Genomic DNA, 14,278 nt, shown 5'->3' on the forward strand with positions numbered 1-14,278 from the left:
GCGGCGCAGGCGGGTTCGGCGGCGACGCGACGGGTGGATCGGGGGGCACCAGCGGTGTGCCGGATGCCCAAGGCGGGGTTGCGCTCCCGCCCTTGGGTACCGCCGTGGGTGGGAGTGCGACCACCGGCACGGCCAGCGGCGGTTCGGTGACGGCCAGCTCCGGTGCCAACGGGAGCCGCGGTATCGGCGGTCGGCGCTGAGCCGATTACTCGCGTCACCTGCCAGCGCTGGATGTGCCCAGTGGTTCGGTGTGCCACACCTTCGCGTCTCTTCCGGTCGGTAAGCTGCGCTGCACCGGCGGGCAGGGTTTTGGTGTAGGGAGAAGGCGATGACCGATCAGCTCAACCCGCTCGACGAGTCCGCACTGCGCGCCCAGGTGCTTGGCGACACGTCCTACTGGCGGCGCCTGGACGTCGTCGCGCAGACCGGTTCCACGAACGCCGACCTGCTGGCGCGCGCCTCGTCCGGGACCGACATCGACGGTCAGGTGCTGATCGCCGAGCACCAGACCGCCGGACGCGGGCGCCATGACCGCCAATGGGCATCTCCCGGCGAGCAGATCACCATGTCGGTCGGCGTGCGGGTCGAAGACGTCTCGACCGCCGGCTGGGGCTGGTTGTCGCTGGCCACCGGCCTGGCGGTCGCCGACGCGGTGGCCACCGCCACCACCGTCGAAGCCGGTCTCAAATGGCCCAACGACGTGCTGGCCGGGCACGGCAAACTGGCCGGCATCCTGGCTGAGGTCACGCGACCGTTCGCGGTGATCGGGATCGGCCTGAACGTCACCGCGGCCCCACCCGGAGTGCCCGGAGCCACCTCACTGCGCGACGAGGGCGTCGCGCAGCCCGAACGGGACGTCCTCGTCTCCCGGATCCTGCGCGAACTCGGGGAGCGGATCGCCGGCTGGCGGGCCGCCGACGGCGCCGACCCCCAGTTGGCCAACGACTACCGCGCCCGCAGCCTGACCCTTGGCTCCCGGGTGCGCGCCGAACTCCCCGGTGGCCGGCAGATCGTCGGGATCGCTCGCGACGTCGACGACCAGGGCCGGCTGTGCCTGGAAACCTGGGACAGCGACGCCGCCAAGTCCGGCGAGACCGTCGTGATTTCCGCCGGTGATGTAGTGCACCTGCGGTAATCTCGCGCGACATGGGCTACCCCGACAACGCGCTGGCTGCCGGCGAGCAGGTCGTGATTCATCGCCACCCGCACTGGAAGCGGCTGATCCTGCCGGTCCTGACGTTGCTGCTGGTGACGGGCCTGGCAGCGCTCGGGTCGGGCTTCGTGAACTCGACCCAGTGGGCGCAGCTCACCAAGAACATCCTGCAGGGCGTCATCTGGGGTATCTGGCTGATCATCATCGGCTGGCTGACGGTGTGGCCGTTTCTGACCTGGCTGACCACTCACTTCGTCGTCACCAACCGGCGGGTGATGTACCGCCACGGGGTCCTCACCCGCAGCGGCATCGACATCCCGTTGGCCCGGATCAACAGCGTGGAGTTCCGGGACAAGATCTTCGAGCGGATGTTCCGCACCGGGACGCTCATCATCGAGTCGGCGTCCCAGGATCCGTTGGAGTTCTACAACATTCCGCGGCTACGCGAGGTGCACGCGCTGCTGTATCACGAAGTCTTCGACACCCTGGGCTCGGAGGAGTCACCGAGCTGAGCTGACCCGGGCGCTGCCAGCCGGCCGGTGCCCTTACCGCGCCGGTTGCGCCACGACTTCAGCAGCGTGACGTTCCCGCCTTCCAACTCGTCCTCGAACACTTCGGCGATCCCGCCGGCCGTCAGCGCCGATTCCAGCGCCTTGTCCGGGTTGCGGGCGAACTGGTCTGGGAACACCCAGCGCCGGAACGCCCAGAACCGGAACGCCATCTGCAGCAGGTTGCCGACGATGTACGCCGACAGGAAGTCGGCCAGGTTCTCCATCGTCAGGGTCACATTCGGCACCCGCAGCTGCAGGACGTAGCTGGAGAACCACAGCGGGGCCATGCTCAACAGCACGCCCACGCCGCTGAACGCGAAGAACAGCAGCGCCTCGTGGTGGCGCTCACGGCCACCCCGGTCCCGGAAGCTCCATTCCCGGTTCAGCACGTAGGACGCGATGACCGCGACGATCCCGGCGATCACCTTCGCCGTGACCGGCTTGGATTCCAGAATTGTGAGCTTCAGCGTGTAGAAAATCGCCGAGTCAATGATGAATGTGGTGCCGCCGACGATGGCAAATTTGATCAGCTCGTGGTGGCGCATCGCAAAGGGTTGAACCACCCCGGGGAGGCGCGCAATTGTGGCATCGGCAAAGGACACAGCACGCCAGTCTACGGACGATCTCGAATTCGGCGCAAAATGGTACATAACGATTTGGTACGAGAGCCGGAAAACACGCCGGTCAGGTGCCGTGACAACATGATGGCCGTGCCGAGACCCCGTACCCCGCTGGTGGCCATGGTCGGCGGTGGCCAACTGGCCAGGATGACCCATCAGGCCGCCATTGCGCTCGGGCAGAGCCTGCGCGTGCTGGCTAACACCGCCGACGAGCCGGCCGCCCAGGTGGCCCCCGATGTGGTGCTCGGCTCGCACACCGACCTGGAGGACCTGCGCCGGGTCGCGGCCGGCGCCACGGCGCTGACCTTCGACCACGAGCACGTGCCCACCGAGCTGCTGGAGAAGCTGGTAGCCGAGGGCGTCAACGTGCTGCCGCCGCCGGAAGCGCTGGTGCACGCGCAGGACAAGCTGGTCATGCGGCGGCGCCTACAGGCCCTGGGCGCCCCGGTGCCGCGCTACCTCGGCATCGAAGACCCGGACGCCCTCGGTGAGCTGGACGGGTTCGCCGCGGAGATCGGCGGCCCGCTGGTGGTCAAGGCGGCCCGCGGGGGCTACGACGGCCGCGGCGTCGAGATGACGCGTGATCTTGCCCACGCCCGCGAGGTCGCGGGCGACTACCTGGCCGGCGGGGTGTCGGTGCTGGTCGAGGAGCGGGTGGCGCTGCGTCGCGAACTGTCCGCGCTGGTCGCCCGCTCGCCGTTCGGCCAGGGCGCGGCGTGGCCGGTGGTGGAGACGGTGCAGCGCGACGGTATCTGCGTGCAGGTGATCGCTCCGGCGCCGGAGCTGGCGCCGGAAGTCGCCGCCGATGCCCAGCGGCTCGCGCTGCGGCTGGCCGCGGAGCTGGGCGTGGTCGGCGTGCTGGCCGTCGAACTGTTCGAGACCACCGACGGGGTCCTGGTCGTCAACGAGCTGGCGATGCGGCCGCACAACTCGGGGCACTGGACCATGGACGGTTCCCGCACCAGCCAGTTCGAGCAGCACCTGCGGGCCGTGCTGGACTACCCGCTGGGCGACACCGACGCCACCGTGCCGGTGACGGTGATGGCCAACGTGCTGGGCGCGGCGCAGACCCCGGAGATGGGCATCGACGAACGTCTGCACCACCTGTTCGCCCGGATGCCTGACGCGCGCGTCCACCTCTACGGCAAGACCGAACGCCCCGGCCGCAAGGTCGGGCACATCAATTTCCTCGGCACCCATGCGGACGGCCCGCACGACCTCGCCGAGCTGCGCGAACGTGCCGAGCTCGCGGCACACTGGCTGTCCCACGGGCAATGGACGGACGGATGGGATCCACATGACCATGACTAATCCCCGGGTCGGCGTGATCATGGGCAGCGACAGCGACTGGACGGTGATGCAGGACGCCGCGGTGGCACTGGCCGAGTTCGACGTCGCCTTCGAAGTCCGGGTGGTGTCGGCACACCGGACCCCCGATGTGATGTTCGACTACGCGCGGCAGGCGGCCGGGCGGGGCATCGAGGTGATCATCGCCGGGGCGGGCGGCGCAGCGCACCTGCCGGGCATGGTCGCCTCCGCGACCCCGCTGCCGGTCATCGGTGTGCCGGTACCCTTGGCCCGGCTCGACGGACTGGACTCGCTGCTCTCGATCGTGCAGATGCCGGCCGGTGTGCCGGTGGCCACGGTGTCCATCGGCGGCGCCCGCAACGCCGGTCTGCTGGCGGTGCGGATGCTCGGATCCTCGGATCCGGAACTCCGGACGCGCATCGTCGCGTTTCAGAATCAGCTGGCCGAGACCGTGCGGGCCAAGGATGCGGAACTGCAGAGACTTGCGGGTAAGTTAGCCCGCGAATAGGAAAGAGGAGGCTGGCGAAGATGGCTGGTTGGGCCGGAGACGCGTCGTTCGATTTGTTCCAGTTGCCGGAGGAACACCAGGAGTTGCGGGCCGCGATTCGCGCGCTGGCCGAAAAGGAGATCGCGCCGCACGCCGCCGATGTGGACGAGAATTCCCGGTTCCCCGAGGAAGCCCTGCAGGCGCTGAACACCTCCGGTTTCAACGCGGTGCACGTCCCCGAGGAATTCGGTGGCCAGGGCGCGGACTCCGTGGCGGCCTGCATCGTCATCGAGGAGGTGGCCCGCGTCGACGCCTCGGCTTCGCTCATCCCCGCGGTCAACAAGCTGGGCACCATGGGCCTGATCCTGCGCGGCTCCGACGATCTGAAGAAGCAGGTGCTGCCCTCGATCGCGGACGGCTCCGCAATGGCCTCCTACGCGCTGAGCGAACGCGAGGCCGGCTCGGACGCGGCCTCCATGCGCACCCGGGCCAAGGCCGACGGCGACGACTGGATCCTCAACGGCGCCAAGGCGTGGATCACCAACGGCGGCAAGTCATCCTGGTACACCGTCATGGCGGTGACCGACCCGGACAAGGGCGCCAACGGCATCTCGGCGTTCATGGTTCACATCGACGACGAAGGCTTCACCATCGGTCCCAAGGAGCGCAAGCTCGGCATCAAGGGCTCGCCCACCACGGAGTTGTACTTCGAGAACTGCCGGATCCCGGGCGACCGGATGATCGGCGATCCCGGCACCGGGTTCAAGACGGCGCTGGCCACGCTGGACCATACCCGCCCGACGATCGGGGCGCAGGCGGTCGGCATCGCGCAGGGCGCACTGGACGCCGCCATCGCCTACACCAAGGACCGCAAGCAGTTCGGCCAGTCGATCAGCGACTTCCAGGCGGTGCAGTTCATGATCGCCGACATGGCGATGAAGGTGGAGGCCGCGCGGTTGATGGTCTACTCCGCGGCCGCGCGTGCCGAACGCGGTGAAGGCAATCTCGGCTTCATTTCCGCGGCGTCGAAATGCCTGGCTTCCGACGTGGCCATGGAGGTCACCACCGACGCGGTGCAGCTGTTCGGCGGGGCCGGGTACACCGTCGACTTCCCGGTCGAGCGCATGATGCGTGACGCCAAGATCACCCAGATCTACGAGGGCACCAACCAGATTCAGCGGGTGGTCATGTCACGGGCGCTGCTGCGCTGAGCACACTTCAGGTTGATGGCATGCAGTTTCCGCAACTGGGGAGAAAACCCCAGTCCAACCGCCTAGTATCCAGCTGACGACCAAGTCCCCGCGATTGAGCAGCCAGTCGGGGTGGCAACGAACGCGCAGGGCCGGTGTCGGTGTATTCGCCGTCGCCGTCGCGCTGTCGTGCCGCTCAATTGTTTGCACTGCCCAGGGGGGTGTGAGGTGACTGATCCAGTGGCGCCTGCGCACCCGGAAAAGACGGGTCTTTCATGACGGTGGCCGGTCCATTGGACCCGGCGGCGAGTTGGCAATCGCTGTCATTGCTCCTGGTCGAAGACGACCGCGCGGACGCCGTGCTGGTCGAGGAATTGATCGCCGACACTGTCGCCGACATCGAGGTGGTGTGGGCGCAGTCGATGGAGCACGCCGAGCGTCAGCTCGCCTCGGCCCGTCCCGACTGCGTCCTGCTCGACCTCAACCTGCCCGACGCCAACGGGATCGACGCGCTGGACCGCATCCTCAAGAGCGACGCCACCGTGCCGATCGTCGTCCTGACCGGTCTCAACGACGAGTACTTCGGCGCATCCGCGGTCGCCGCCGGCGCCCAGGACTACCTGGTCAAGGGCCGCGTCGAACCCGAGATGCTGCGGCGCGCACTGTTCTACGCGATAGAACGCAAGCGTGCCGAGTTGATCGCCGCCGACCTGCACGCCAGCCAGCTGCGCGCGCGGGAGAACGCGCTGCTCGAGCGCGGCCTGCTGCCGTCTCCGCTGTTGCTGGAGGATCCCGGCGTCGACATCGTGGCCCGGTACCGGCCGAGCCGGGAGAATGCCCTGCTGTGCGGCGACTTCTACGACGTCGTGCAAACGCCCGACCGGGTCACCCACGTGCTCATCGGCGACGTCGCCGGGCACGGCCCGGACGAGGCGGCACTCGGCGCGGCGCTGCGGATCGCTTGGCGCACATTGACTTTCGCCGGAATCCACGGAGTCGAGCAGATGCGTCAGCTGGAACGGGTGCTGCACGCCGAACGTGCCGAGAACGGCGTCTTCGCCTCCGTGCTGAGCCTGGCGATCCCCGCGGAAGGTGCCATCACCGCGATCCGCGCGGGTCATCCGGGAATGTTGCTGCACGGCCCGGGTTCGGTGGAGTGGATCGAGCCGCCGCACGGTCCGGCGCTGGGCCTGCGCGGCAGCGACTGGCCGCAGCACGAGTTGGAAGTACCGGCCGGGCACGGGTTGCTGCTGCTCACCGACGGGCTCTTCGAGGGGTACGCGGGCCGCGGCCCGCGCCGGCTCGGCGAGGACGGCTTGCTGGCGCTCGCGCGTGGACACGCGCAGCTGGGTGGCGCGGAGTTCGTCGACGCGCTCATCGACGGGGCCCAGGAGCTGGCGCAGGACCAGGGCGGGCTCACTGACGACATCGCGGTGGTGCGGGTGCAGCGGACCGACCGCCCGTGAGGAACGACGCATCGGGTTCGCTGCCGAAGAAGCGGCTCACCGTGCGCGGGTGGCTGGCCCTCGTGCTCTCCACGATGGGCCTGCTGGTGTTGCTGGGTTCGGTCATCGGCGCGGTACTGCTGGAGCGCACCGACGAGCTGGCGCGCGAGCTGAGGGACAACATCCAGCCGTCGCGGGTGGCGGCCTACCAGCTGCAGTCGGCGTTGCGTGATCAGGAAACGGGGCTGCGGGGCTACCTGATCTCCGCCGACAAGCAGTTTCTCGTCCCGTACTACGAAGGAGTGGCCGCCGAAAAGGGTGTCGCCCAGGAGCTCCGGAACCGACTCGGCCGGAACCCCGAGTTGGCCGCCGACCTGGACGCCATCGAGTCCGCCGCGGCCAGCTGGCGCAAAGACTATGCCGAGCCGCTCATCGCCCGGGTGACCCCGAAAACTCCCACGGTCGTTCCGGCCGCGACGGCGGCGCTGGGCAAGGCCGAATTCGACTACATACGGCAACTTTTCACCACCCAGAACGACCATCTCACCAAGGCCCGCGAACAGGGCGCGGCCAGGCTCGTGCGCATGAACGACTGGCGGGACCGGGTGCTGGGCGCCATGGTGCTCATCTTCGTCGCCACGGCCGTCCTGCTGGGGTTGCTGGTGCAGCGTGCGGTCACCCGTCCGCTGGCCAGGCTGGCCGCATCGTGTCGGCAGATCACCGACGGCCACTTCAGCGACACCATCGAGCCGCCGCGCCGGCCCGCGGATATCCGGGGCATCGCCGTGGACGTGGAGAACATGCGGCAGCGGATCGTGGCCGAACTCGAGGCCTCGCAGTCGGCGCAGGAGCGGCTCGACGAGCAGGCGGCCGAGCTGCGCCGGTCCAATGCCGAACTCGAGCAGTTCGCCTACGTCGCGTCGCACGACCTGCAGGAACCGTTGCGCAAGGTGGCGTCGTTCTGTCAGCTGCTGGAGAAGCGCTACGGCGACCAGCTCGACGAACGGGGCATCCAGTACATCACCTTTGCCGTCGACGGGGCCAAGCGCATGCAGGTGCTGATCAACGATCTGCTCAGCTTCTCGCGGGTCGGCCGGCTGAACACCAAGTACACCCAGGTGGAACTCGGCACGGCTCTGGACACGGCGATCGCCAACCTCGCCGCGGCGATCGAGGAATCCGGGGCCGAGGTGGTTCACCCCGGGCAGCCCCTGCCGCAGGTCTTCGGCGATCCGACGCTGCTGACCATGCTGTGGCAGAACCTCATCGGTAATGCCGTGAAATTCCGCCGGGAAGACCGGGCGCCGCGCATCGAGATCGCGTACCGCCGGGGTGCCGGCAACCACAGCGACAATTGGGTTTTCAGCGTGTCCGACAACGGCATCGGAATCCCGGAGGAGTTCGTCGGTAAGGTCTTCATCATCTTCCAGCGCCTGCACGGCCGGGACACCTATGGTGGAACCGGGCTGGGGCTGGCGATGTGCAAAAAGATCGTCGAGCACCACGGCGGGACTGTGTGGATCGACACCTCTTACACCGATGGAACGCGATTCGAATTCACGCTTCCCATCGCTGACACCAACGCTGAGGCCATTTCAGAAGGAGCAGACGCATGACATCACCCGCCCGCGCAATCGACATCCTGCTCGTGGAAGACGACCCCGGCGACGAACTGATCACCCGGGAAGCGTTCGAGCACAACAAACTCAACAACCGGCTGCACGTGGCGCACGACGGTGAGGAAGGCCTGAACTACCTCTACCGCCGGGGCGCCTACGAACATGCGCCACGGCCGGATCTGATTCTGCTCGACCTCAACCTGCCCAAGTACGACGGCCGGCACCTGCTGGAGAAGATCAAGTCCGACCCCGAACTGAGCCGTATCCCGGTCGTCGTGCTCACCACGTCCTCGGCCGAGGAAGACATTCTGCGCAGCTACAAACTGCACGCCAACGCCTATGTCACCAAGCCCGTCGACCTCGACCAGTTCATGAATGCGGTCCGCCAGATCGACGAATTCTTCGTGCAGGTCGTGCGCCTACCGAACGGCTGACGCCACCGCTTCCCGGGCCGGTTCGGCGTGCACGATGCCGTTTTCGTCCACTTCGTGGACGTGGACGGTCGCGAAATCGAAGAACATGCCGACCACCCGCAGTTGCCCGGACGCCACCAACGGCGCCAGCGCCGGAGTGCGCTTGAGCCGCCCGACTTGGACCGCGACGTTCACGATCGACAGCTGGTCGAGGTCGCTGAAGGTGAAGCCGTTGGATGTGCTGCTGATCCGCGCGGGGTGATTGTCCCGGTAGGCAACCAGGCTGTCTTCGGCGTTCCGCAGCCAACGGCCGATCGGGCGGTCGGCCCCGCCGGCGTCGTCGTTCAGCACCACCTGCATCGCGCGGCAGGACGAATGTCCGCAGATCACAACGGAACTCACGCCGAGCTGGTTGACTGCGAAGTCCAGCGCGGCGTCCACCGAGCGCTCGGCCGGATCGGTGGGCACCAGGTTGCCGACGTTGCGGACGATGTAGAGGTCGCCGGGACGGCTGGCGGTGATGGTGTCCGGCAAGATCCGGGAGTCGGCACAGGTGAGGAACAGCGTGTCCGGGTTCGGCGAATCGACCAGCTCGGACACGTGGTGGTGCAGGGCCCCCACGCCGTTGCGGTGGTAGTGCTTGACGCCGTCCAGGATCGACGCGTCGGTGCCTTCGCCGTTGCCGTCGCGCCGGGACGGCCACGGCGCCTCGCGCAGCGACCGCGCCGTGTAGTGACGTTTGGGTGGACTGCTGTGTGCGCTGGACAGATTCGCGGGCGATGTCTCGATGATGTGTACGGTTCCGCCGGTCGCCTCGTGGGCAACCTTCCAGTCTGAAATCGCTTCGGAGATCGAGTGATCGATGTAGTCGGCATTGAGGTTGAGGGTGACATCGCTGCCGGGCGGCAGCGTGGAGAGCACGTTCGTCAGCCGGGGCAGCAGCAGAAAACTGAGGGTGCCGTCGATGTCCACATGCCACTGCTTGGACTCACCGCCGATCGGCCGGGCCTCGATGGGAGCACGGACGAGGCGCACCAGCAGGAAGAGGATCGCGATGGCAAGACCGATCGCCACGCCTTCGAGCAGGTTGAGGAACACCACGCAGACGATGGTGATGGCGTAGATGACGAAGTTGCCGGTGCGCACCGCAACCCTGATGTGGGCCAGCTTGATGAGCTGAATTCCGATCACGATGAGCAGACCGGCCAGCGCCGCCTTGGGGATCATCTCCACCAGGTTGGTGAGCAGCGACGCGAACAGCAGGATCCAGACGCCGTGCAGCACCGCCGACGTGCGGGTGCGGGCACCCGCGGCCACGTTGGTGGAGCTGCGCACGATGACGCCGGTGACCGGTAAGCCGCCGAGCAGTCCGGAGACGACGTTGGCGCTGCCCTGCCCGAGCATCTCCCGGTTGAAGTTGGTGCGCGGTCCGCTGTGCAGCTTGTCGATGCCGACCGCGGACAGCAGCGACTCGACGCTGGCGATCAGCGCAACCGTCACCACTCCCAGTGCGACGGCGCCGATCTCCTGGGTCCACGGGTGTCCGCCCGGGGACAGCGGCGGTAGGTGCGGCAGGCCGATGGCCTCAAAGAAGTTGCCGGACAGTTTGATTCGCTCGACATCCAGGTTCACCACCAAGGACAAGGCGGTAGCCGCAACGATCGCAACCAGGGCCCCAGGGATGAATCTGACCTTGGGTGGCAGCTTCGGCCACAGCAGCAGGATGGCGATCACGACGCTGCCGACGATCACTTCATGCAACTCGTGGTTCATGATTCCGCTGGGCAGCGCCTCGATGTTCGCCCAGGCGGAGCTGCGCGACGATCCGCCCAGCAGCACGTGAATCTGCTGCAGCACGATGGTGACACCGATACCGGCCAGCATGGCGTGCACCACCACAGGGGCGACGGCGAGTGCGGCACGCGCCACCCGCACCAGGCCCAGCAGGATCTGTACGGCGCCCGCGCAGACGGTGATCACGCACGTCATTTCCCAGCCGAACTCGTCGATCAGCCCGGCCACCACCACGGTCAGACCTGCGGCCGGTCCGCTGACCTGCAGCACCGACCCGCCGACCGAGCCGGCGATGATGCCCCCGCTCACCGCGGCGATCAGCCCGGCCATCAGTGGTGCCCCCGACGCGATCGCGATACCGAGCGACAGTGGCAGCGCTACCAGGAAGACGACCAGCGACGCTGGGACGTCGTAACGCAGGTTGGGCAGTATCTTCCGCATGAGTCTCCTCGGGCCGGTCCGCTCAGGCAATCGGACCGGCGTGAACGGATGGGGTCCGTCCGGTGTCCACCGGGCGTCGGCAACCCGGATTCGCCATATATTTGTGATCAGCAAATTCTTTGAATCCCGCTACCGACGTCTGACCAAATGGTCCATGTGACCCTCGGTAATTCGGCAAATCCCACGCGGATTCATTCGCAATTCAAAGAAAGGCGGCCACCGCTGCGGGCCCGGCCTGAGCAACGTTGGTGTTCGGTGAGAGTCCCCACTCCTGATCTAAGGTGAGTTCGCCGTCTACCGGGAGAGGGATATGGCCGCCGACAGATCGCCCAGCCGCATGGACCTTCGCAAGCAGCGCACCCGTGCCGCGCTGATCAAGTCGGCGCGGACGTTCATCGCCGACGGTCAGCTCGAGGTGCCGGTGCAGGACATCTGTCTGGCCGCCGATGTCGGCATCGGATCGTTCTACAACCACTTCGACAGCAAGGAAGAACTCTTCCAGGCCGCCATCGTCGACGTGATCGACGCCCAGGCGGGTCTGCTGGACGCCCTGACGGAGGCCGTCGAGGATCCGGCTGAGAAGTTCGCCGCCCGGTTCCGCTTGACGGGCCGGATGTTCCGGCTGCGCCCGAAGGAGAGCCGGATCGGGCTCGCGCTGGGCATGCCGCTGATCATGGCGGAGAAGGGCCTGGGACCGCGCGGCGTCCGGGACATCGGCGCGGCCGCGGCGGCCGGGCGGTTCACGGTCAAGGACCCCGAGCTGGCGATGGTGCTAGGCGCGGGATCGCTACTGGCGCTCGGCCAGTTGCTGTATGACCAGCCGGCCCGCGACGAGGAGGAGACGATCGACGACGTGGTCGACAGCCTGCTCCGGCTCTTCGGATTGGGGCCGGAGGAGGCACAGCGCATCAGCCGTATGCCGTTGCCCGACCTCAGCTGGGTCCGCGACGTCGATTTCAACCAGTTGGGCTAGCCCGCCTTGCCGGATATCCCGATCAGGCCGCCGCTACCGGCAGCGCCGGCGGTCCCGTCGTCCGCCGCGGCCCCGCCCGTTCCGGCGACGCCGCCGGCCGCTCCGTCACCGCCGATTCCGACCAGGCTGTCGGCGTTGCCGCCGCTGCCGCCGTTGCCGCCGGCGCCGCTGTGGCTGCTGCTGCCGCCGTTGCCGCCGGCGCCGCCCACCCCGCCGTCGCCGCCGTAGCCGATGAGCCCGGCGGTCGAGCCACCGTTGCCGCCGGCGCCGCCGGCGCCGCCTTGACCGCTCGACAATCCTGCGTTGCTGCCATGACCACCGGCGCCGCCGTTGCCGGCGATGCCGCCCAGGCCGACGTCACCACCGTTTCCGCCGTTGCCGGCGGTGTTGACCGAGCTGACGTTGCCGCCGAAGCCGGCGTCGCCACCGTTGCCGCCGGCGCCGCCCACACCCCAGAGGTATCCGCCGTGGCCGCCGTCGCCGCCGTTGGTGCCGGCGCCACCGGCGGCCTGGCTGGTGTCGCCGAACAGGTTGATGGCGCGGCCGCCGATGCCGCCGTTGCCGCCGACCCCACCGACACCCACCAGGCCCACGTCGCCTCCCGCGCCAGCGGTGCCGGCACTGCCGCCGGCGATCTGCACGCCGTTACCGGCGATCCCGTAGCCGCCGTTGCCGCCGCTGCCACCGTTTCCGCCAACGCCCCAGAGGTATCCGCCGTGCGCACCGCTGCCGGCGGCGCCGCCGGCGCCGCCGGTCGCGCCGGTGCCGGCGGTGTAGTAGGTGGTGCCGCCCGCTCCGCCGTTGCCGCCGTTGCCGCCCGCGCCGTAGATGAGCCCGGCTGTGCCGCCGGTGCCGCCGGTGCCACCGCCGCCACCGGCGGCGGTGCCACTGCCGTCTCCACCGCGCGCACCGTTGCCGCCGTCGCCGCCGCTGCCCCACAGCCCGACGGAACCGCCCTGACCCCCGTTACCGCCGTGGCCGGAGACTTCCACCGACCCGCCGTCGCCGCCGTCGCCGCCTACCCCGTAGAGGTAGCCGCCGCGACCACCGGTACCGCCGTCGGCGCCATTGGCGCCGGACGGGTTGGAGCCGTCGAGGTTGCCCGCATTGCCGCCGTCACCACCAGCGCCGATCAACCAGCCGGCGTCGGCACCGCGGCCGCCGGCCGCGCCGGCACCGGAGTCACCACCGTTGCCGCCGTTTCCGCCGATGAAGCCGGCCGCGCCGCCGTCGTGGCCGGATACGCCGGCGGCGAAGGTGTTGCCGCTGTTGCCGCCGTTGCCGGTCAGGTATCCGGCCCTCGCGCCCTGGGCGCCGAGCCCGCCGTCGAAGCCGTAGGCGCCGGGGGCGCCGTTGCCGCCGGAGCCGCCGTCGCCGATCAGCAGCCCGGCGCTGCCCGCGGCCCCGCCGTTGCCGCCGGTGCCGGTGTCGCCGGCCCCGCCGTTGCCACCGCTGCCGCCGTCGCCGAATAGCACGCCACCGGCTCCGCCGGCCCCACCGTCCGCGCCGGCGCCGGCGTTGCCGCCGTCGCCGCCGACGCCGTAGAGGTAGCCGCCGCGACCGCCCGCGGCGCCGGCCGTGGCGGAAGCCGAGCTGTTGCCACCGTGGCCGCCGGTGCCGAAGAGCTGCCCGGCGTCGGCTCCGGCCGCGCCCTGCAGGCCGCTGCCGCCGGCGCCGCCATCCCCGATCAGGTATCCGGCTCGGCCCGCGGCACCACCGGCCACCGGGCCGTAGCCGCCGTTGCCGCCGTTGCCGAACACCCATGCCGACCCGCCGGCGCCACCGCTACCGTTGGCGCCAACGCTGCCCGCGGCGCCGTTGCCATGACCGCCGTTGCCGGCCTGCCCGGCGGCGCCGCCGTTGCTGCCGATCCCGCCGTTGCCGCCGGTGCCGAACAACCGTCCGGAGTCGGCGCCGGCGCCGCCGGTGGCGCCGGCGCCGCCGTCGCCGCCGTCGCCGCCTGTGTTTGAACTGCCGATCCCCGCGCCGCCGTTGCCGTCGCCGCCGCCGTTGCCGCTGTTCCCGCCGGCCCCACCGTTGCCGATCAGCCAGCCGCTGGCTCCGCCCCGACCACCCATTGCGCCGGTGCCGCCCGCACCGCCTACGCCGCCGCCGGCGCCGGCGCCACCACTGCCGCCCTTGGGCCCGCCGGACCCACCTGCGTTTGGCTCGACGGTGCCGGCGATACCCGCCTCGCCGCATCCTGATGGCATCCCTCGACGACGCCGGCGGGTTCTCCAACGGCGCCGGGACGAGTCATTTCCGCGATGGGAGTGCCAGCGTC

General features: G+C 69.2%; 12 protein-coding genes and 1 pseudogene. 10 read left to right on the top strand and 3 right to left on the bottom strand.

Translation table 11 applies throughout. The features are described 5' to 3' along the window. The 3 genes and pseudogenes from AO501_RS37750 to AO501_RS05325 form a co-directional block, all read left to right on the top strand. Positions 1 to 200, top strand: a pseudogene (locus AO501_RS37750) (hypothetical protein); the annotation flags it as partial. Positions 201 to 328: 128 nt separating this feature from the next. Next, on the top strand, positions 329 to 1,135 hold the full coding sequence (locus tag AO501_RS05320; protein WP_055576731.1) for a biotin--[acetyl-CoA-carboxylase] ligase: 807 nt from the start codon (positions 329 to 331) through the stop codon (positions 1,133 to 1,135). Positions 1,136 to 1,146: 11 nt separating this feature from the next. Next, the gene (locus AO501_RS05325; RefSeq protein WP_055576732.1) at positions 1,147 to 1,665 is read left to right on the top strand and encodes a PH domain-containing protein; all 519 of its coding nucleotides are present in this window, start codon (positions 1,147 to 1,149) and stop codon (positions 1,663 to 1,665) included. Here the strand turns inward: AO501_RS05325 and AO501_RS05330 are convergent. Then, on the bottom strand, positions 1,620 to 2,306 hold the full coding sequence (locus tag AO501_RS05330; RefSeq protein ID WP_055576733.1) for a GtrA family protein: 687 nt from the start codon (positions 2,304 to 2,306) through the stop codon (positions 1,620 to 1,622). The two genes, AO501_RS05325 and AO501_RS05330, sit on opposite strands and share 46 nt — an antisense overlap. Before the next feature lie 99 nt (positions 2,307 to 2,405). Between AO501_RS05330 and AO501_RS05335 the strand changes: the two genes are divergently transcribed. The 6 genes from AO501_RS05335 (at position 2,406) to AO501_RS05360 (ending at position 8,807) form a co-directional block, all read left to right on the top strand. Beyond that, a complete protein-coding gene (locus AO501_RS05335; protein ID WP_055576734.1) occupies positions 2,406 to 3,635 on the top strand; it encodes a 5-(carboxyamino)imidazole ribonucleotide synthase in 1,230 nt (409 codons plus the stop codon). Continuing rightward, positions 3,622 to 4,140 (top strand): 5-(carboxyamino)imidazole ribonucleotide mutase, encoded by a 519-nt coding sequence (gene purE / locus AO501_RS05340; RefSeq protein ID WP_055576735.1) that lies wholly within the window; start codon positions 3,622 to 3,624, stop codon positions 4,138 to 4,140. Before AO501_RS05335 ends, purE begins: the two co-directional genes overlap by 14 nt. A 20-nt stretch (positions 4,141 to 4,160) precedes the next feature. Further along, the gene (locus tag AO501_RS05345; protein ID WP_055576736.1) at positions 4,161 to 5,330 is read left to right on the top strand and encodes an acyl-CoA dehydrogenase; all 1,170 of its coding nucleotides are present in this window, start codon (positions 4,161 to 4,163) and stop codon (positions 5,328 to 5,330) included. 254 nt (positions 5,331 to 5,584) lie between these two features. Next, entirely contained in the window at positions 5,585 to 6,775 is a 1,191-nt protein-coding gene (locus AO501_RS05350) for a PP2C family protein-serine/threonine phosphatase (RefSeq protein ID WP_055576737.1), read from the top strand. Between the two features lie 74 nt (positions 6,776 to 6,849). Continuing rightward, on the top strand, positions 6,850 to 8,370 hold the full coding sequence (locus tag AO501_RS05355; RefSeq protein ID WP_082658402.1) for a sensor histidine kinase: 1,521 nt from the start codon (positions 6,850 to 6,852) through the stop codon (positions 8,368 to 8,370). Further along, the gene (locus AO501_RS05360) at positions 8,367 to 8,807 is read left to right on the top strand and encodes a response regulator (RefSeq protein ID WP_055576738.1); all 441 of its coding nucleotides are present in this window, start codon (positions 8,367 to 8,369) and stop codon (positions 8,805 to 8,807) included. Before AO501_RS05355 ends, AO501_RS05360 begins: the two co-directional genes overlap by 4 nt. Here the strand turns inward: AO501_RS05360 and AO501_RS05365 are convergent. Next, on the bottom strand, positions 8,793 to 11,021 hold the full coding sequence (locus AO501_RS05365) for a SulP family inorganic anion transporter (RefSeq protein WP_055576739.1): 2,229 nt from the start codon (positions 11,019 to 11,021) through the stop codon (positions 8,793 to 8,795). The genes AO501_RS05360 and AO501_RS05365 overlap by 15 nt on opposite strands. A gap of 310 nt (positions 11,022 to 11,331) precedes the next feature. Between AO501_RS05365 and AO501_RS05370 the strand changes: the two genes are divergently transcribed. Further along, positions 11,332 to 11,994: a TetR/AcrR family transcriptional regulator gene (locus AO501_RS05370; RefSeq protein ID WP_055576740.1), complete on the top strand. Its 663-nt coding sequence runs from the start codon at positions 11,332 to 11,334 to the stop codon at positions 11,992 to 11,994. Here AO501_RS05370 and AO501_RS40035 read toward each other — a convergent pair. Further along, positions 11,991 to 14,207, bottom strand: coding sequence for a PGRS repeat-containing protein (locus AO501_RS40035; protein ID WP_055576741.1), 2,217 nt, complete (start codon positions 14,205 to 14,207; stop codon positions 11,991 to 11,993). The two genes, AO501_RS05370 and AO501_RS40035, sit on opposite strands and share 4 nt — an antisense overlap. Between the last annotated feature and the right edge of the window lie 71 nt (positions 14,208 to 14,278).

The organism is Mycobacterium gordonae, from assembly GCF_001417955.2.
Classification (GTDB): Bacteria; Actinomycetota; Actinomycetes; order Mycobacteriales; family Mycobacteriaceae; genus Mycobacterium; species Mycobacterium gordonae_B.